This is a genomic window from Streptomyces sp. NPDC002386, from assembly GCF_053593175.1.
The window spans coordinates 193,149-209,560 of record NZ_JBSFBX010000005.1 but is presented as its reverse complement, the minus strand read 5'-3'; the positions used below and the strand labels follow the sequence as shown (position 1 = coordinate 209,560).

At 73.5% G+C, this 16,412-nt stretch carries 17 protein-coding genes; 5 read left to right on the top strand and 12 right to left on the bottom strand.

Annotated elements, in window-relative coordinates:
- Complete coding sequence (locus ACWCPN_RS12905) at window positions 1-426, top strand: DUF6003 family protein (protein ID WP_199213213.1); 426 nt, start codon at window positions 1-3, stop codon at window positions 424-426.
- Between the two features lie 60 nt (window positions 427-486).
- Here ACWCPN_RS12905 and ACWCPN_RS12900 read toward each other — a convergent pair whose 3' ends face one another.
- The 4 genes from ACWCPN_RS12900 to ACWCPN_RS12885 all read right to left on the bottom strand — a co-directional run bounded on the left by ACWCPN_RS12900 (window position 487) and on the right by ACWCPN_RS12885 (window position 3,790).
- Window positions 487-879: a DUF2267 domain-containing protein gene (locus ACWCPN_RS12900; protein WP_451204840.1), complete on the bottom strand. Its 393-nt coding sequence runs from the start codon at window positions 877-879 to the stop codon at window positions 487-489.
- Window positions 880-974: 95 nt separating this feature from the next.
- On the bottom strand, window positions 975-1,472 hold the full coding sequence (locus tag ACWCPN_RS12895; protein ID WP_451204838.1) for a hemerythrin domain-containing protein: 498 nt from the start codon (window positions 1,470-1,472) through the stop codon (window positions 975-977).
- 66 nt (window positions 1,473-1,538) lie between these two features.
- Entirely contained in the window at window positions 1,539-2,183 is a 645-nt protein-coding gene (locus ACWCPN_RS12890; RefSeq protein ID WP_451204836.1) for a lytic transglycosylase domain-containing protein, read from the bottom strand.
- A 188-nt stretch (window positions 2,184-2,371) separates the two neighbouring features.
- Window positions 2,372-3,790: an MFS transporter gene (locus ACWCPN_RS12885; protein ID WP_451204834.1), complete on the bottom strand. Its 1,419-nt coding sequence runs from the start codon at window positions 3,788-3,790 to the stop codon at window positions 2,372-2,374.
- 252 nt (window positions 3,791-4,042) lie between these two features.
- Between ACWCPN_RS12885 and ACWCPN_RS12880 the strand changes: the two genes are divergently transcribed.
- Together ACWCPN_RS12880 and ACWCPN_RS12875 are read left to right on the top strand one after the other, a co-directional pair.
- Window positions 4,043-4,981, top strand: coding sequence for an amidohydrolase family protein (locus ACWCPN_RS12880; RefSeq protein ID WP_451204832.1), 939 nt, complete (start codon window positions 4,043-4,045; stop codon window positions 4,979-4,981).
- A 171-nt stretch (window positions 4,982-5,152) separates the two neighbouring features.
- Window positions 5,153-7,234 (top strand): SpoIIE family protein phosphatase, encoded by a 2,082-nt coding sequence (locus ACWCPN_RS12875; protein WP_451204830.1) that lies wholly within the window; start codon window positions 5,153-5,155, stop codon window positions 7,232-7,234.
- 30 nt (window positions 7,235-7,264) lie between these two features.
- Here the strand turns inward: ACWCPN_RS12875 and ACWCPN_RS12870 are convergent, their stop codons facing one another.
- From ACWCPN_RS12870 to ACWCPN_RS12860, 3 genes are all read right to left on the bottom strand, one after another.
- Window positions 7,265-8,257 (bottom strand): DMT family transporter, encoded by a 993-nt coding sequence (locus ACWCPN_RS12870; RefSeq protein ID WP_451204828.1) that lies wholly within the window; start codon window positions 8,255-8,257, stop codon window positions 7,265-7,267.
- Entirely contained in the window at window positions 8,254-8,859 is a 606-nt protein-coding gene (locus ACWCPN_RS12865; RefSeq protein WP_451204826.1) for a TetR/AcrR family transcriptional regulator, read from the bottom strand. The genes ACWCPN_RS12870 and ACWCPN_RS12865 overlap by 4 nt, the downstream gene beginning before the upstream one ends.
- 90 nt (window positions 8,860-8,949) lie before the next feature.
- Complete coding sequence (locus ACWCPN_RS12860; RefSeq protein WP_451204824.1) at window positions 8,950-10,230, bottom strand: ATP-binding protein; 1,281 nt, start codon at window positions 10,228-10,230, stop codon at window positions 8,950-8,952.
- A 170-nt stretch (window positions 10,231-10,400) separates the two neighbouring features.
- Here ACWCPN_RS12860 and ACWCPN_RS12855 point away from each other — a divergent pair, with 170 nt between their 5' ends.
- Complete coding sequence (locus tag ACWCPN_RS12855; protein WP_451204822.1) at window positions 10,401-10,877, top strand: glutaredoxin domain-containing protein; 477 nt, start codon at window positions 10,401-10,403, stop codon at window positions 10,875-10,877.
- Between the two features lie 97 nt (window positions 10,878-10,974).
- Here the strand turns inward: ACWCPN_RS12855 and ACWCPN_RS12850 are convergent, their stop codons facing one another.
- The 4 genes from ACWCPN_RS12850 to ACWCPN_RS12835 form a co-directional block, all read right to left on the bottom strand.
- On the bottom strand, window positions 10,975-11,379 hold the full coding sequence (locus ACWCPN_RS12850) for a hypothetical protein (RefSeq protein ID WP_451204820.1): 405 nt from the start codon (window positions 11,377-11,379) through the stop codon (window positions 10,975-10,977).
- Between the two features lie 164 nt (window positions 11,380-11,543).
- Window positions 11,544-12,344, bottom strand: a complete 801-nt coding sequence (locus ACWCPN_RS12845; protein WP_451204818.1) for a thioesterase family protein — start codon at window positions 12,342-12,344, stop codon at window positions 11,544-11,546.
- Window positions 12,345-12,437: 93 nt separating this feature from the next.
- Entirely contained in the window at window positions 12,438-12,989 is a 552-nt protein-coding gene (locus tag ACWCPN_RS12840) for a PaaI family thioesterase (RefSeq protein ID WP_451204816.1), read from the bottom strand.
- A 55-nt stretch (window positions 12,990-13,044) separates the two neighbouring features.
- Window positions 13,045-13,344, bottom strand: coding sequence for a putative quinol monooxygenase (locus tag ACWCPN_RS12835; RefSeq protein ID WP_392294145.1), 300 nt, complete (start codon window positions 13,342-13,344; stop codon window positions 13,045-13,047).
- A gap of 533 nt (window positions 13,345-13,877) precedes the next feature.
- On the opposite strand from ACWCPN_RS12835, the gene ACWCPN_RS12830 reads away from it, so the two are divergent.
- Window positions 13,878-14,837 carry a GlxA family transcriptional regulator gene (locus ACWCPN_RS12830; protein WP_451204814.1) on the top strand — a complete coding sequence of 320 codons (960 nt, stop codon included), beginning with the start codon at window positions 13,878-13,880 and terminating at the stop codon, window positions 14,835-14,837.
- Between the two features lie 260 nt (window positions 14,838-15,097).
- On the opposite strand, the gene ACWCPN_RS12825 is transcribed toward ACWCPN_RS12830, so the two are convergent.
- A complete protein-coding gene (locus ACWCPN_RS12825; protein WP_451204812.1) occupies window positions 15,098-16,384 on the bottom strand; it encodes a helix-turn-helix transcriptional regulator in 1,287 nt (428 codons plus the stop codon).
- Window positions 16,385-16,412: the final 28 nt, after the last annotated feature.

Genomic DNA, 16,412 nt, shown 5'->3' with positions numbered 1-16,412 from the left:
ATGGCCGACGAGGCCCTGCTGTTCGTTCTCCCGGAGCGTCATCCGCGTCTGGGTGCGGCCTTGTCCGCGGTCGGTGAGCTGGAGTGTGCCGACAGCCCTGCGGTGCTGGGCTGGCTGCACGCCCACGGGATCCCCGCCTCCTCCGAGCACGTCAGGATCCTGCCGGCCGGGGCCGAGGTGCTCGTTCCGGAGGAGGCGGAGCGGCTGCCGGTCCCGCTCAGCGAGGAGGAGACGCTGCGGGTCGAGCACGCCTGTGCGCCCCGGTCCGTGACGGACCTGGAGTCCGAGCTGCTGACGTTCCGGGACACCACGCAGGACTGGCAGTCACTGGTCCACCGGGCCCTCACCGCCGGTATCCCCGCGCCCCGCATCGCTCAGCTCACCGGCCTGGATCCGCAGGACATCCTCCAGGCCGTCGGGGACTGACCGGGCGGCCCGGCGCGGAGTTCGCGGTGCCCGGGCGGGCGACCGGACCGCCCGGGCCGGTCAGCCGGGGTCCGTGCGGCCGAACAGGCCGGCGTGGCCCGGCGGTAGCTGGGTGAGGAGGCGGCGCAGCAGCGCCTGGTCCGCCAGTTCGGCGAGAGTGGGCAGTACGGCGTCGACCTCGCGTCTGGCCTCGGCGAGGTCCTCGTGGCTGCGGTCGGCCACGGCCTCGACGAACGACGCGGGTGTCAGCGGTTCGCTGGCCGGTGCGCTCGCGGTCAGCAGCGCTCCGCAGCCTCCGGGCAGGAGCGCGGCCAGGTCCGTGCGGTCGTCGCCCACCAGGTGCGCGCCGAGCACCTCCAGCACGTTCCGCACGGCCCTGGCTCCCTGCTGCGGCCTGTCGTAGCCCGCGCGTTCGGCGACCTGGGCGAGGAAGGTGTCCAGGGTCCAGTTCATGACAGCCTCCTGTCGTGGTTCCCCCGGGCGTGGTTCCGTTCTCCGCGGCGGCCGGGACGGCCCGGTCGCCCGGTCCTCACGAAGCAGCCGCGACATCACGCGGGTGCGGCGTCGTGGACCATGCGGTGGACGTTGGCGACGCTGCCGCATCGTGCCGACAGCAACTCGGCCTCCGTCCTGGCGAAACCGGCGCCCAGCTCCTCCCGGCACCGTCGACTGAGGCTCTGCCGCACCCGGTTGACCATGGTGCGCTCCTCCGCCTCCGTGTGCCGGGCGGTGACGGAGGCCAACTGCTGGAGCCTCCAGTCCCATTCGGCTGAGCCGATCCGGCGCACCTGGAGGAGCGCGAAGAGCACCTTGACGGCTTCCTCGTGCGCGGCCTCGACGTGCTCGACGGTGTCGGCGTCCTCGAAGGACAGCAGAACGGGGTGGACCGAGGCCCTCTCGGCCTCACCGTGCGCGATCATCAGGTGCGCGAAGTCGTGGAGCGCGCTCTGGCGGTCGGCCTCCGTGCTGCGCATCAGGCGGAGCAGTTCTTCCATCGTGCGGTGATCCTCGAGGATCATCTCGACGACATCCTGAGTCGGCGTCATGGGATGCGCCTCCTTGTCGGAGTGACTTTCACATCCCGTTACCCGCACCCTCGTCAGGGATGCCCCTTATACCCCGTTTGCCCGATTCTCCCTGGTAGGCGCCTCCTTGGAGGCCCCGGACGCCGCGGCGCCCCGGCCGGCGAACGACGCGAGGGCCTCGGCCGACCGGTGGCGGTTGGCCCGCAGGCGGCGGAGATAGGACCGGGCCATGGGGCCCGGGGGCACGCCCCGGGCGAAGGCCAGCATGTTGCGCTCACCGGCGTTGTAGCCGAGGGCGAGGAGTTCGTCCCGGCGGTAGCGGCGCACATGCCGCCGCGGCAGGCACCGGTCGAGGTCCTTCAGGTGGAGGGCGGCCGCCCGCACGGCGAAGGCGGGATCGTCGCGCAGGTCCTCCCACCGGCCCGTCAACCCGTGGGCACTCCGCACCTGTTCGAAGGTCGCCTGGTGCATGTTGGCGACGCCGAAGGAGGCTTCGGGCTTCCACCAGTGCCACATCCGCTCCAGCAGCGGATGGTGCGGCTTGTACGCCTCGTTGTGCAGCACGCCCATCAGCAGCAGCGCCGACACTCCGGCGTCCTCGGCGCTGCGCACGACGAGTTCGGCGTAGTCGCCCGGGTCGTACCCGCCCGGCCGCAGCGGCGGAGTCGGGGCGTCACCCCGGCCGGCCGGCCCGGACGATTCCTCCGACGCCGCGATCGTCTCCCGCGTCATCCCTGCCCACTCTCCCTGGTCACCCCGGCGGATGCGGCGACCCGCCCTGGCTTCGCCGTCGTGACGTCCGCCTGCCCGCGCGGCGGTCCCTCAATCCGGCGCGAAGGGCGGGCGGACGACGGCCCCGGCCCCGCCGGGAAGCGGGGCCGGGGCCGGGAGTGGCGCCTGGGCCGAAGAAGGTGCCGCATCTACGGGGCGGCCGTGGAGGAGGCGACCGGGGCGCGGACGCCCTCCTCCGTGGAGGCGCTCTCGCCGTCCTCCAGGGAGACGTCCTTGGTCTCCTCACCGAGGAACAGCGCGATCAGCGTCAGCACGGCCATGGCGGAGAGGTAGACGCCGACCAGCCAGGGTGAGCCGTCGCCGGCCTGCCACAGCGCCACCGCGATGAACGGGGCGACGGCCGCGCCGAGGATCGAGCTGACGTTGTACGAGATGCCGGATCCGGTGTAGCGCACGCTCGTCGGGAAGAGCTCGGGCAGGAGCGCGCCCATCGGGCCGAACGTCATGCCCATCAGCGTGAATCCGAGCACGAGCCACAGGACGACGCCGAGCGTGCCCAGGCCGATCAGAGGCACCCAGACCAGCCCGAAGACCACGATCGCGGCGGTGATCCACATCAGGGTCGTCCGCCGGCCGTACTTGTCGGCGAGCGGTCCGGAGACCAGGGTGAACACGGCGAAGAACAGCACACCGAAGATCATCATCAGGACGAACGTGGTGTAGCCGTACCCCAGCCCGGGCACGGCGGCGTCCTCGGGAGTGCGGCCGTAGCTCAGGGAGAACGTCGTCATCAGGTAGAAGAGCACGTACGTGGCCAGCATGAAGAACGTGCCGAGGACGAGCTGCTTCCAGTGGCCGCGGACCACGACGGCCAGCGGCAGCTTGCGCACCTTCCCGGCCTCGCGGGTCCTGGCGAACACCGCGGACTCGACGAGCCGCGACCGCACCCACAGGCCGATGGCGACCATCACGGCGGAGAACAGGAACGGGATGCGCCAGCCCCAGCTCAGGAAGGCGTCGGAGGGCTGCGTGGGGTCGGTTCCGGCCGCGGACGGGAGCAGGGCCCCGATGATCAGGAACAGGCCGTTGCCGATGATGAAGCCGAGCGGGGCTCCCAGTTGCGGGAAGGTGCCGTACAGGGCGCGCTTGCCGCGGGGCGCGTTCTCGGTCGCGACCAGTGCGGCACCGCTCCACTCGCCGCCGAGCGCGAAGCCCTGCGCGAGTCGCATGAGGACGAGCAGCGCGGTGGCGATCCAGCCGGCCTGGGCGTAGGTGGGCAGTACACCGATCAGCAGCGTTGCGAGGCCCATCGTCAGCAGCGAGACGACGAGTGTCCGTTTGCGGCCGAGGCGGTCGCCGAGGTGCCCGAAGACGATGGCGCCGATCGGGCGGGCGACCATCGCGGCGCCGAAGACCGCGAAGGACGACAGCAGCGCCGTGGCCGGGTCGCCGCCCGGGAAGAAGAGGGAGGGGAAGACCAGGACGGCGGCGGTCGCGTAGACGTAGAAGTCGTAGAACTCGATCGTCGTGCCGATGAGACTGGCGATGAGGACACGGGACCGCGGATTGACGGGAGTCCGGGCGGAACCGGTGGCTGGTGCGGGCATTGCTCGGTCTTTCGCGCGCGAGGTGGAGATCGGTTGCCGGAGGCCCGCGTCCCGCACGCATCCCCTCGCCGAAAGACCGTGCGACCTGTACGGGCGATGCAAACGATCTCACCCGTCTTGCTTTCCGGAAAGCAAGTACCACGATGTGAGATCCCGTGAGGAGCCCTCGGTCTCGGCGGCGACGCGGTGCGCAGGGGTTCGGGCCGCTGCGGGGGTGGACCCGCGCGGTCGGCAGGGCCGATCGTGGGCGGCATGAGTGATCACCACACGCCTGCCGGGGCCGCCGGTTCGCCGGGCTCCACCAGTGACGCCGGCGCGGACGAGGCCGCGGAAGTCCAGCGCTTCTGGGGCCGGCTCGGCCTTCCGGGACTGATCGACGTCCACACCCACTTCATGCCCGAACGGGTCCTGCACAAGGTCTGGGACTACTTCGACACCCAGGGACCGCTGACCGCCGGGCTGGAGTGGCCGATCGCCTACCGGAAGGCGGAGCGGGAACGGACCTCCCTGCTGCGCCGGTTCGGTGTCCGGGCCTTCACGGCGATGCTCTACCCGCACAAGCCCGCAATGGCCCGGTGGCTGAACGGCTGGGCCGCCGACTTCGCCCGCCGCACCCCCGACTGCCTGCACACCGCCACGCTCTTCCCCGAGCCGGGCGTCGAGACCTACGTCCGTGAGGCCGTCGAGGCGGGCGCCCGCGTGTTCAAGGCGCATGTGCAGGTCGGAGCGTACGACCCGGCCGACGAGCTGCTCCAGCCGGCCTGGGGCGCGCTGGCCGAGGCCCAGGTTCCCGTGGTGATCCACTGCGGTTCCGGGCCCGCGCCGGGCGCGTACACCGGTCCCGGGCCGATCGCGCGGGTACTGGCGCGGCATCCGGGGCTCAGGCTGGTCGTCGCGCATCTGGGGATGCCCGAGTACGAGGAGTTCCTCCATCTCGCGGAGCGGTACGAGGAGGTGCGGCTGGACACGACGATGGCGTTCACCGACTTCACCGAGGAGCTCATGCCGTTCCCGCGCCGGGCCCTGCCCAGGCTCGCCGGGCTCGGCGACCGGGTCCTGCTCGGCTCGGACTTCCCCAACATCCCGTACGCGTACGCGCACCAGTTGTACGCCCTGGAGCGGCTGGATCTCGGCGAGGAGTGGCTGCGGGCGGTGTGTCACGACAACGCGGCGAAGCTGTTCCGGCTGTGAGCATGATGGATGTGCCGTGGTGGCTCCGTGGCGCGGGGGCCGTCCCAGGGCCCGGCCCGGTGGGGTGGCACGCTCGGGCGCACCGTCGGCGGGGCGGTGGAGGCGGCGGGCAGCCTCCGCACGTGCTCTGCTGATAGAGGTGGCGCCGCGGCGAGGAAGGGAGCGGGGCCGATGAGCCGAGCCGAGCAGCGCCCGCAGTGGGCGACGGAGCGCGCGGAGAGCGCCTTCGCGGAGCCGAGCGGATTGCTGGACCTGCTCGGTGTCGCGGCGGTCCTGGTGGAGGGCGACGGCCGGATCGACATGTGGAGCCCGCAGGCCGAGGAGCTGTTCGGCTACACCGGGGAGGAGGCCGTCGGGCAGTACGCGGCCCCGCTGCTGCTGCACCCCGAGCACCGCGACGCGGCGATCACGCTCTTCGCCGAGGTGATGGAGTCGGGCCGGGGCTGGGCGGGGGCGTTCCCCGTGCGGCACAAGGACGGCCGGACCCGGATGGTGGAGTTCCGCAACATGCGGCTGACCGATCACCTGGGCGACCACTACGCCCTGGGGCTCGCCACCGACCGGGCCACACTGCGGCAGGTGGAGCGCAAGGTGGCCCTGTCCACCCGGCTGGTCACCCAGGCACCGGTCGGGCTGTCCGTGCTGGACAACGACCTGAGGTACCTGGCGGTCAACCCGGCGATGGCCCAGATGCACGGGCTGCCCGAGGCCGAGCACGTCGGCCGGAGGTTCCGGGACGTCCTGCCCGGGGATCCGTTCCGGAGTGCCGAGACCGCGATGCGGGAGGTGCTGGCGACCGGTGCGCCCATGGTGGACCGGCAGGTGGTGGGCCGTACCGCCGCCGACCCGGACAACGACCACGCCTGGGCGGTCTCGCTGTACCGGCTGGAGGACACGCACGGGCGCGTACTGGGCATCGCCAACGTGGTCATCGACGTCACCGATCGCTACCGGGCCGCCCGCAGAGCCGACCGGGCGCAGCAGCGGCTGCGGCTGATGGCGAACGGTTCCGCTCGCATCGGCACGACCCTGGAGGTGGAGCGGACGGCCCGGGAGCTGGCCGACGTCGTGGTGCCGGGCCTGGCCGACATGGTCGCGGTGGACCTGCTGGACTCCGTACTGCAGACGGGCCGGGCGGAACTGGGCGAGGACCTCGCGCAGTTCCGCGCCATGGCGGTCAAGACCGCCTACCCCACCGACGCCGCCGGGGCGATCGTCCCGCCCGGCTCCCTCACCACCTACCACGCAGACCACCCGGCGGCCCACTGCGTCCGCACCCGCAAGCCCCTGCTGATCACCCATGTGGACAGCGGCGGCCACGGCCGCATCGCCGCCGACTCCGAGAAGGCGGGTCTGCTCGCCCGGGCCGGCGTGCACACCGACATGGCCATCCCGCTCATCGCCCGCGACAACGTCATCGGCGTCATGGGCTTGGCCCGCGCCCGCAACCCCCAGCCGTTCGACGAGGACGATCTCGCGCTGGCCTGCGAACTCGCCTCCACCGCCGCGCTGAGCATCGACAACGCCGTCCTGCACGAGCACATCCGCAGCGCCGCCGAGACCCTCCAGCGCAGCCTGCTCCCGCAGCTGCCGTCCCGGCATCCGGGCCTGGAAGTGGCCGCGCGCTACCGGCCCGCGCAGGCCTTCAACCAGGTGGGCGGCGACTGGTACGACGTGATCCCCCTCGACGGCGACCGCACCGTGCTCACCGTCGGAGACGTCATGGGCAGCGGCATCGACGCCGCCACCACCATGGGCCGTCTGCGCACCGCCACCTCCACCCTCGCCGATCTGGACCTCGACCCCGCCCGGGTGCTCACCCACCTCGACCGGATCACCCTGGGGCTCGACCCGTACATCGCGACCTGCCTGTACGCCGTCTACGACCCCCGGCGTGCCCGGCTCCACCTGGCCTCCGCCGGGCACCTGCCCCCGGTCCTGATCCGGGAGGGGCGGCCGCCCGAGCTGCTGGACCTGCCCACCGGACTTCCGCTGGGAGTGGGCGGCGCCTCCTTCGACACCACGACCCTCACGCTGCTGCCCGGCGACCGGCTGGTCCTCTACACCGACGGCCTGATCGAGACCCGCGACGACGCCATCGACGAACGTCTCGACGCGCTGCTGCGCCTGCTGGCGGAGCCGGGCCGCACCGTGGAGGAGACCTGCGACCGGCTCCTGCGGCGGCTGCGGCACTCGACCGGCCACGACGACGTCGCCCTGCTCATCGCCCGCGCCCAGCCCCTCGCGTCGTGAGCCTCCGGGGATCCCCGGCTCATCGGCCGGTCAGACCCCGGTGGTGTGCGCCCGCGCCGGCGCGGGTGTGTCGCCCGGGTGTGCCGGCTCGCCCCGCGCCAAGGGGCGGGCGCCGGTCGGCGCGGTGAGGACGGCGAGGCACATGACGACGAGCGCGATGCCGGACCAGCCGGCCGCAGGGAGGCGTTCGCCCACGACCAGGACGGCGAGGACGGCGGCGACGGCCGGTTCGAGCAGGGACAGCGTCGTGGCCGTGCTGGCCGGTACGTGCGCGAGCCCCCAGCCGAAGAGGACGTAGCCGGCGAACATCGGGACCAGCGCCATGTAGACGCCGACGGCCGCGTTGGACCACGAGGCCACGAGCGGGGCGCCGGTCGCCAGCAGGACGGGGACCAGGAGCACGCCGCCGATGCCGAACACGGCGCCCATCGCCGCACGCGGGGGGATCCCGCCGGTGATCATCCGGTGCGCGGCCCACGAGTACAGGGCGTAGGTCACGGCGGCGACGAGTCCGAGACCGACCCCGAGCAGCATGGCGGCCACGGGCCGCCGGCCCGCGCCGCCGGAGGCGTGCGCGGCCTCCGCGACGCACAGCAGGACCGTGCCGGACAGGCCGAGGAGGGCGGCGAGCATCCAGCGGCGCGTGAGGCGGCGACGGTCCACCACCCGCTCGATCAGCGCCGAGGCCAGGGGGGCGGTGCCGATCGACACCACGGTGCCCACGGCGACGCCGACCAGCCGCATGGAGCTGTAGAAGGCCAGCGGGTACACGGCCACCGAGGCGGCGCCGAGGAGTACGGTTCCGCGGCGGGCGCGCAGACGGGCTGCGTCGCGGGCGGTCTGCCGCGCCGCGGCGAGTGCCTGGAGGAGCCCGCCGAGCCCCATGGCGACGGCGCCGATGGCCAGGGGGCCGACGTCCGGAGCGAAGGTGGCGGCGGTCCCCGTCGTGCCCCACAGCACGGAGGCCGCCAGTACGCACAGCGCCCCGGTGCCCGCGGACCGGGCGCGGCCGGCGCCCCTCACAGCCGGTCCAGGAGGCCGGCCGCGAGTGCTCGGGCGTGTCGCAGGCGCTCGCCGTCGCCCTCCAGGCCGGCGCGGGCCATGGCCCCCTCCAGGAGGAACGACAGGTGCTCGGCCGACACGCGGGCCTCGTCGGGGCGGCCGGGCAGCAGCTCGTCCAGGTGCCCGGCGATCAGTCGCTCGACCTCCTCCTTGTGGGCGCGGACCACGGCCCGGCCCTCGTCCCCGGCGGGCAGCTCGGCGGCGGCGTTCAGCAGACCGCAGCCGCGGAAGCCCCGCTCGTACGCGAACGCGGCGTGGTCCGCGTACGCGTCGAACACCGCGAGGACCCCGTCCCGCGGCCCTCGGGCCGACTCCAGCCGCGCCCGGTAGAGACCGAGCCACTCCTCGTGCCGGGCGTCGAGGTAGGCGCGGACCAGCTCGGCCTTGGACGAGAAGTTGTTGTACAGGCTCATCTTGGCGACGCCGGCCTCGGCGGTGATCGTGTCGATGCCGGTCGCCGCCACACCGTCGGCGTAGAAGCGCCGCGCCGCCGCCCGCAGCAGCCGCTCCCGGGCGGGACGCCGCCTTCCGCGGGTCGGGGGATTCGAGTCGGTCTCGCTCATCGCCATCCAAACTAGGTAGGTAGGTCTACCTAGACTAGATGCCCGCGGCGTCCGAGGCCAGGGCCGGCGAGCGAGGTGCCCGAACCCTCCTCAGAGCCGGCTGTGCCTGTCGATGTCCTCGGTGAACTCCTCGATCGCCCGGGCGGTGAGCGTCGGCCTGGTGTCGCCGATGGCGGTCAGGTAGTCGTCGGTGGTCGCCGGGCCGCCCCGGCGCTCGGTGACCTCCCGTTCGAACGCCGCCTGGGCGCCCCTGCGCGCCGCGTACTCGATGTCGGCCGGGGTGAACAGCTTGCTGGCCTCCACCAGCCGGGGAAGGTCGACGGAGTCGGAGGCGGAGGAGCTGAGATAGCGGGCCCAGATCGCGGAACGGGCGGCCGGGTCCGGCGGGCCGATCGGAATGACGTAGTCGAACCGGCCCGGCCGGAGGAAGGCCGGGTCGAGCGAGCGCACCGAGTTGGTGGCACAGGCCAGCAGGCGTGCGTCGTGCTCGCGGAAGACGGGGATGAGCTTGAGCAGTTCGTTGGTCACCCCGTGTCCGGGATCGACCGCTTTCCCGGACCGCACGGCGGCGATCTCCTCGACCTCGTCGATGAAGAGGACGACCGAGTCCAGTTCCGCCAGTTCCGCGAACACCTCCCGCAGGGCCGCGGCGAGTCCTTCCCTGGTGTCGGCCGCGAGGCGGGAGGGGAAGAGCTCCACGAACGGCCAGCCGAGCCGCGAGGCCACGGCCTTGGCGAAGCTGGTCTTCCCGGTGCCGGGCGGGCCGAACAGCATGACCGCCTTCGGCGGGACGACCCCGTAGCGGTCGGCCAGCACCGGCTCGGTCAGCGGCAGCACGACACGGCGCTCGATGACCTGCTTCTCCCGCTCCATGCCCGCCATCGCGTCCCACAGCCCCTCGGGCAGCATGCGGCCGCCCAGGGCCGCGAGGACGTCGGCGTCGGCGGTGCCCGGCGGTTCGAGTTTCTCGAAGTAGGTGAGGTCGTCGCGGGACTGGTAGCCGGAGTTCGCCAGGGCCTTCGTCCCGGCGGCGTGGGCGGGCAGCAGCGCGCTGACGTGACGGACTCCGGCCGCCCGCAGCCGCCGTTCCAGCTCGGCGACGAGGGCGCTGCCGATCCCGCGCTCACGCCAGCGGGAGGCGAGTGCCACCAGGAGGATCCAGCCGCGCTTGGCGTAGGACTCCGCCACGGCCATGCCCACGAGCTCCTCACCGACCACGGCGACGACCGCCGTCTGCCCGGACTTCGCCGCCGCCATGACCTCGGAGACCGGGAAGACCCGGTCCTCGTCGGCTCCGCGGCTCTGGTCCCAGATCCGGATGGCCTGGTCGAGATCGTCGTCGTGATAGTCGCGCAGGTGCCATACGGGCATCGTCACCACCACCTCGCTCGGCGTGGAGATCCCATTGTCCGCCGCGGGCGCGCGCGATGACGAGTCAAGGCACGCCCCCGCGGGCGACCGTGCCGGGGCCACCTGGTCCCCGGGAAGCAGCGGGCCGCCGGGTTCCGCGATCGCTCGGGGCGCCGATAGCCTGCGTGTTCATGACTAGAAGCTGGACGGCGCCGCCGCTGATCGGGCTCTGCGGTGCGGTGCTCGCGACCGGGCTGTTCCTCGGCAGGGGCCCGGGCGCGGCCGCACCGGTCCTGGTGTGGTTCGTGCTGCTGGCCGTCGTGTACTCGCCGGTGATCTTTCCGAGGCCGGTCGGCGCGGAGGAGGCGCGGCGTCGCGGCGCGGTCGACGGCCGGCCGATCGTGTACTGGCGGCCCGGCTGCACGTACTGTCTTCGGCTGCGGATCCGGCTGGGCCGCGACGCCGACCGGTTGCACTGGGTGGACATCTGGCGTGATCCGGCGGGAGCGGCGGAGGTCAGGGCGGTCAACGGCGGCGACGAGACCGTACCGACCGTCGTCATGGGGGGCCACCCGTACGTCAATCCCGATCCCGCCTGGCTGCGCGGCCGGCTCTCCCCCGCCGTTCGCGGCGGCGGGACGGCGGAGGACCCGGAAGGCCGCCGGTGACCGGTCCCGCTCCGTACGCCGGGACCCGGGCGTCGTGGGACGCGGCCGTCGCCCCGCGTGCGGCGGAGGCGACGGCCGGTGGCGCGGGTGCCGTCCGTCAGGTCGTGGTGTGGACGGAGTCGACCATGTGGTCGTAGCTGGACCAGTCGATGCCGCCGTCCGCGGTGCCCTGCCACTTGCCCAGGAACGCCGTCAGGGCGACGCTGTGGCCCTCGGCGAACGACAGGTCGACGTCGCGCGCCGGCGCGTCCGCGCCCTGCCGGTCCCAGTAGTAGTAGGTGCCGTAACCCTCCACCTCGAGGCGGGCCACGGCCGACCAGCCGTCGGCCGACAGGTCGTTGACGAGGAGATGTTCGCCGTACGGCTTGAACGTCGCCATGCCCGCCTGGTTGTAGGTGTAGATGCTCACGTTGGAGCCGTCGGCGTGTGCCGACGTGGTCAGCCCCACGCTCAGCAGCGCGGCCGCGGAGGCGGCGAACGCGGTCTGCAGGAGTCGGTGCATTTCCTACCTTTCTCACTCGTTGTTTCGACGGGTCAGTGTAGGAAGCAAGTTGCTTGTGGGGCAAAGGAGTTGTCGGCACGCGGCGTGGCACGGCCAGGTGCCACGCGCTCCCCCGCCCGACCGGTACGGAACGGCGTCCGGTCCGCCGGCCCGGCGTCGGCCGGTCAGCCGCGTTCGGTCACGTACAGGCTCTGTGTGCCGCGGCCGAGGGGGCCCTTCTCGTCGTGCAGGGCGGACTCGGCGAGACCGATGCCCGCCCCGTCCACCATCGTCCGCGCGTCCAGGCAGACCCACTCGCCCTCGGGGTGGCGGTGCAGGCTGACGGTGAGGTCGGCGTTGACGAAGACGTAGCGGTGGAAGTCGAGTGCCGAGCTGACGCCGTTGCCGGAGTCGGCGGCGGTCAGCACCCGGCTGAGCGGGGCGGTCTCCTCGCCCGCGACCAGCGGCACCCTCATCCGCATCCACGCCGCGGCCGGGCCGGGTTCGAGGAACGACCCCGCGGCGAAGCGCACATCCATGGCGGTGTGGTAGCCCTGGTCCCACGGGACGGGGAAGAACGCCTGCGGTGCCACGGCCGCGGGCCCCGGCACCTGCGGGCCCGGCGACACCTCCGGTACCGACTCGGGCGCCGTCCGCATCAGCAGGGCCGTCACCCGCATCACCTCCGTACCGCCGTCGGGTGTCAGGGCGGCCTCGACGAGTTCGACGTTGCGCCCGGCGCGCAGCACGCGGGTGGTCACGGTGAGCGGCCGTATGGGGACGGGCCGGGTGATCTCGTAGGTGAGCCGGGTGACCCGCATGTCCGGCCGGCCGCCCGGGCGTCGCTCCACGGCGAGCCCGAGCAGCGCGGCCGGCGGGCCGGCGTGCTGGGAACCGGCGTCCCAGGGACCCCGGGTGTAGGCGGTGGGGAGGAACCGGTCGGCGGCCTCCCGCTCGTAGAAGGCCTCTGCTTGCGACGACGGCATGGCGCGTCCTCCCTTTCCGCGAACCTCCCGGCACCTTACCAAGCGCTTGCTCACCTCAGGAGGGGTGCGGCCCCACGCGGTGGGCGGCCGGGCTCACTCCGGCAGGGCGAAGACCGCGCAGGTGGTGGTGCCGTGCGCGTAGAGCTTTCCGTCCGCCGTGCCGGTGATCCTGGCCTCGGCGGTGGCGGTGGTGCGGCCGGCGTGGACCACCGTGCCCTCGCAGCGCAGCGTCGGGGCACCCGCGAGGACGGGGCGCACCATGTGCACACCGAGCTGGACGGTGGAGTAGGCGCGTCCCGCGGGGAGCGTGGACATCACGGCGCTGCCGAGGGCGGAGTCCAGGAGCGTGGCGAGGAAGCCGCCGTGCACGGTGCCCATGGGATTGAGCAGGTGTTCGCCGGGGTCGCCCTCGAAGACGGCCCGGCCCGGCTCCGCCGCCACCAGGCGGAAGCCGAGAGTTCCGCAGATCGGCGCCTGGGGGAAGCGGCCGTCGAGGCACATGCGGAGCACCTCGAGACCCGAGCGTCCGGCGCCGTCGGCGTAGCCGGTCGGCGGCTCCCAGGTGTGCGTGCGGGAGCGGGCTGCCGGAGGCGTGCCGAGCGGCTCCCGGAGCGCCGCGGCCGGGGCGGGCGTCGTCGGTGTCATGGGCGGTGGACCTCCTGTACGGGTGGAACTGCGGGGTGCGGGGTGGCGGGCTCGTTCACGGCAGCTTGACCGCGAGCAGGTCCACGGGCCGGATGTCCGGCGCCGCCGCGAGCATGGTGTCCGCGGCTCCCATGAGGGCGGCGGCGATCCGGCCGCGCAGATGCCCGGCGCGGTCCTCCTCGCTCTCGAAGGTGTCGAAGACGCCGAACGTGGTGGCGTTCTCGCGGAAGGCGAACCAGGTGAGGGTCCGCTTCTCCTCCTCGGCGAGGTGCACGGCCTCGGTCAGCATGCGGGCGACGTCGTCGGCGTGTTCCGGCTTGGCCTCGATGCGGGCGAGCAGACCGATGTTGTTCATGATGGCGGGCTCCTTGGTTCTGTCCGGCGCCTCGTACGACGGGCGCCTGGCGGGTGTACTGGCGCGAGCGCGCGGCACGCGGTGCCGGCACCGGCCGGTGTCGGGTCCTCCCTGCGGGGACACCATCCACGCTAGGCCGGTCCACGGTCCGGTCCCAGTGTCGTAAACGACACTCCTGGCATCGTTTCCGACAGGCACTTCGACACCCGCCGACAGCACGCCCGAGCGGGGCCGTCGCGCTCGTCCAAGGTCAAAAGGAATTGGGGCTTCCGTTTCAATCGGCGGGCGCGTAGGTTCCGACTACCCCGCGTCGGCGTCCACCGAGGCGTCGGGCCCGCCGGTCCCGGGACGGCGGGCCGCGCGGGGGCCAAATACCTGGTCACGGCGACGACTTCGGCCGGCCGGGGGGCGCGGCCGGCCGCCTTCGGGCAGCGCGTACGCACCCCAGCCACGGCCTCGCCCGCGCTGCTGTGCCCCGCTCCGCCACAGCGGGCCGCGGTGTCGGGAACGGCTCGCCTGTTAGCGTTTCCGGCATGGACGTCTCGGTGCTGGTGTACGACGGCGTGTTCGACTCAGGGCTCTGTGCCGTACTGGACGTCCTGGAGGCCGCCAACGCGATGCGCGGCGAACTCCCCCAGCCGCCACCCGCCTGGAACGTGACGACGGTCGGCTTCAGCCGCCAGGTCCGCACGGGCGCCGGGCACCTCGTCACGGCCGAACCGGCCTCCGCCGCGGCCACCGCCGGTCTGCTGCTGGTTCCCGCACTCGCCGAGCGCCGGCCGGACGCCCTCCTGGAGCGGGTGGCGGGACCGGACCTGGCCGGCGTCCGGGAACTGGTCGCCGACCGCCGGGACCGCGGCAAGCCCCTCGCCTCCGCCTGCACGGGCACCTTCCTGCTCGCCGAGTCCGGAGCCCTCGCGGGCCGCCGGGCGACGACCACCTGGTGGCTGGCGCCCGTCTTCCGCCGCCGCTACCCGGACGTCGCGCTCGACGAGAGCAGCATGGTCATCACGTCCGAGGGGGTGACCACGGCGGGAGCCGCGTTCGGGCACGTCGACCTCGCCCTCGCCGTCGTCCGCGCGGCCAGCCCGGCCCTGGCCGACCTCGTGGCCCGCTACCTCGTCGTCGACGAACGGCCCTCGCAGTCCGCGTACACCATCCCGAGCGCCCTGGCCCAGAGCGATCCGCTCGTCGCCGCCTTCGAACGGTGGGCGCGGCTGCACCTCGACACGCCGGACAGCCTGGCCGCCGCGGCACGCGCCCTCGGGGTCAGCGAGCGCACGCTGCAGCGCACCGTCCGCCGGGTGCTCAACACGACGCCGGTGAGGTTCGTGCAGGATCTGCGCGTCGAACAGGCCACGCATCTGCTGCGCACGACGGACCTGTCCCTGGAGACCATCGCCCGCAGGGTCGGCTACGAACACGCCGCCACCCTGCGCGCCCTGCTGCGCGACCGCACCGGTACCACCACGGCGGGGCTGCGCGGCCGCTGAGCGGCGCGGGCGGGCGCACGTCCGGCGGACGGGCCGATCCGCCGGTGCGGAGCGGGCCGGCGAGGGTGGTGCCGAGGCCTTGACCACTCGGCCGTCCGGCGCGGCGGCGGTCCGCTCCGCGGCCGGGGTGACGGCTCCTCGGTGGACGTCGTGCACACCCGGACTCACTCCCTCGCCCGGCCCCGCCACCGGCCGGCGTCGCGACGGCGGCCGGCCGGTGGTCCCGGGGGCACGGGGAACCCGGGCCCGAAAGGGGCCGCTCAGACCGGGCTCAGGGGGTGCGCCGCCGTGGCGGACCTCGGGGGCCAGGCCTGGGGGGAGAGGATGCCGAGCACGTAGGCGCGCGCCACCAGGGCCGGGCGGGTGGCGGCGTCCAGGATCTCGCGCAGGCGGCTGAGGTGGTAGTCGACGGTCTGCCGGGAGAGGTGCAGGGCCCTGGCGATCTCCGCGTTGCTGCGCCCGGCGGCCAGCAGGGCGAGTATGCGGACCTGGGCGGCGGTCAGGGGTGACCGTGCCTCGTGGGGCAGGCCCAGGTGCGCGAGGACGGCCCAGACACCGGCCGCCCGCCCCGGGACGCGGTCCACGGCGGTCAACTGGATCAGGGCCCGGCGCTGCCGGTTGTCCGCGTCGACGAGCACGGCGCAGGCACGCGCGCTGCGGCGCCGGCCGCCGACGAGGTCGTGCCAGATCCGGTGCAGGCCGGTGCGTTCGGGGGTCTCCGCGAGCAGCGAGTCGGCGGGCCGGCCGATGAGGTCGGAGAGGCGGACGCGCAGGAGTTCGGCGACCGCCGTGCCGGCCTCCTCCACGAGTCCGTCCGCGGACAGGCGCACGCAGGGCAGGCCGCTGTGGTCGCGCAGAGCGCGTAAGTCCGCCTCGGCCCGGTGCCGTTGGTCCAGTGCCCGGGCGTGCTCGGTGACGTCGACGTAGATGCCCGCCACGCAGCGCGCGGCGCCCCAGCGGACGGGGAAGCGGTACCCGGCGGCGTGGCCGGGTGATCCGTCGGAGCGCCGGTAGGTGAGGGTGTGCCGGACGGGGGTGCCGCAGGAGAGGGTCTCGCGGTCCAGGGCGAGGAACCGTTCGGCGTCGTCGGGTTCGTCGACGTCGGCGAGGTGACGGCCGATCACCGCGTCGCGCGTGGTGCCGTACAGGTGGGCGTAGGCGTGGTTGGCCCACAGGTAGCGGCCGCCCGCGTCGCGTACGAAGGCCGCGGCCGGGGTGAGTTCGGCGAACGAGGCGTACGGGTTTCCCTCGGCGCGGCCGCCCACCTCCACCGCAACTCCCCTGCTGGCGTGCCGCTCCGGGCCCCTGCTGCGGGCCGGCCAGTTCACGTCGAAGGTCCGGCCCTCGAAGGACGTCTGGTACGGGCCGGCGCCGGAGGGGAAGGGTGTGCCGCCGCGGTCGGCGCAGAGGGCTTCCAGGAAGCGCCGGGCGGTGTGCTCGTCGTCGAACGCGCCGCCTCCGCTGTCCACGACGGTCAGTCCGCCGTCGGCTTCCCACCAGGACACCGGAAGGGTCTCGAGCAGCGCCTTGAAATCGGCTTCGTCCACGGCCCAACTCCTTCAACCGTCTACTACA

Coding starts and splice junctions, on each gene's coding strand:
- ACWCPN_RS12835 (WP_392294145.1), bottom strand. CDS start 13,344: ATGAACAACATCGGTCTGCTCGCCCGCATCGAGGCCAAGCCGGAACAC.
- ACWCPN_RS12830 (WP_451204814.1), top strand. CDS start 13,878: ATGGACGTCTCGGTGCTGGTGTACGACGGCGTGTTCGACTCAGGGCTC.
- ACWCPN_RS12855 (WP_451204822.1), top strand. CDS start 10,401: ATGACTAGAAGCTGGACGGCGCCGCCGCTGATCGGGCTCTGCGGTGCG.
- ACWCPN_RS12865 (WP_451204826.1), bottom strand. CDS start 8,859: ATGAGCGAGACCGACTCGAATCCCCCGACCCGCGGAAGGCGGCGTCCC.
- ACWCPN_RS12880 (WP_451204832.1), top strand. CDS start 4,043: ATGAGTGATCACCACACGCCTGCCGGGGCCGCCGGTTCGCCGGGCTCC.
- ACWCPN_RS12850 (WP_451204820.1), bottom strand. CDS start 11,379: ATGCACCGACTCCTGCAGACCGCGTTCGCCGCCTCCGCGGCCGCGCTG.
- ACWCPN_RS12895 (WP_451204838.1), bottom strand. CDS start 1,472: ATGACGCCGACTCAGGATGTCGTCGAGATGATCCTCGAGGATCACCGC.
- ACWCPN_RS12875 (WP_451204830.1), top strand. CDS start 5,153: ATGAGCCGAGCCGAGCAGCGCCCGCAGTGGGCGACGGAGCGCGCGGAG.
- ACWCPN_RS12885 (WP_451204834.1), bottom strand. CDS start 3,790: ATGCCCGCACCAGCCACCGGTTCCGCCCGGACTCCCGTCAATCCGCGG.
- ACWCPN_RS12900 (WP_451204840.1), bottom strand. CDS start 879: ATGAACTGGACCCTGGACACCTTCCTCGCCCAGGTCGCCGAACGCGCG.
- ACWCPN_RS12890 (WP_451204836.1), bottom strand. CDS start 2,183: ATGACGCGGGAGACGATCGCGGCGTCGGAGGAATCGTCCGGGCCGGCC.
- ACWCPN_RS12905 (WP_199213213.1), top strand. CDS start 1: ATGGCCGACGAGGCCCTGCTGTTCGTTCTCCCGGAGCGTCATCCGCGT.
- ACWCPN_RS12845 (WP_451204818.1), bottom strand. CDS start 12,344: ATGCCGTCGTCGCAAGCAGAGGCCTTCTACGAGCGGGAGGCCGCCGAC.
- ACWCPN_RS12860 (WP_451204824.1), bottom strand. CDS start 10,230: ATGCCCGTATGGCACCTGCGCGACTATCACGACGACGATCTCGACCAG.
- ACWCPN_RS12840 (WP_451204816.1), bottom strand. CDS start 12,989: ATGACACCGACGACGCCCGCCCCGGCCGCGGCGCTCCGGGAGCCGCTC.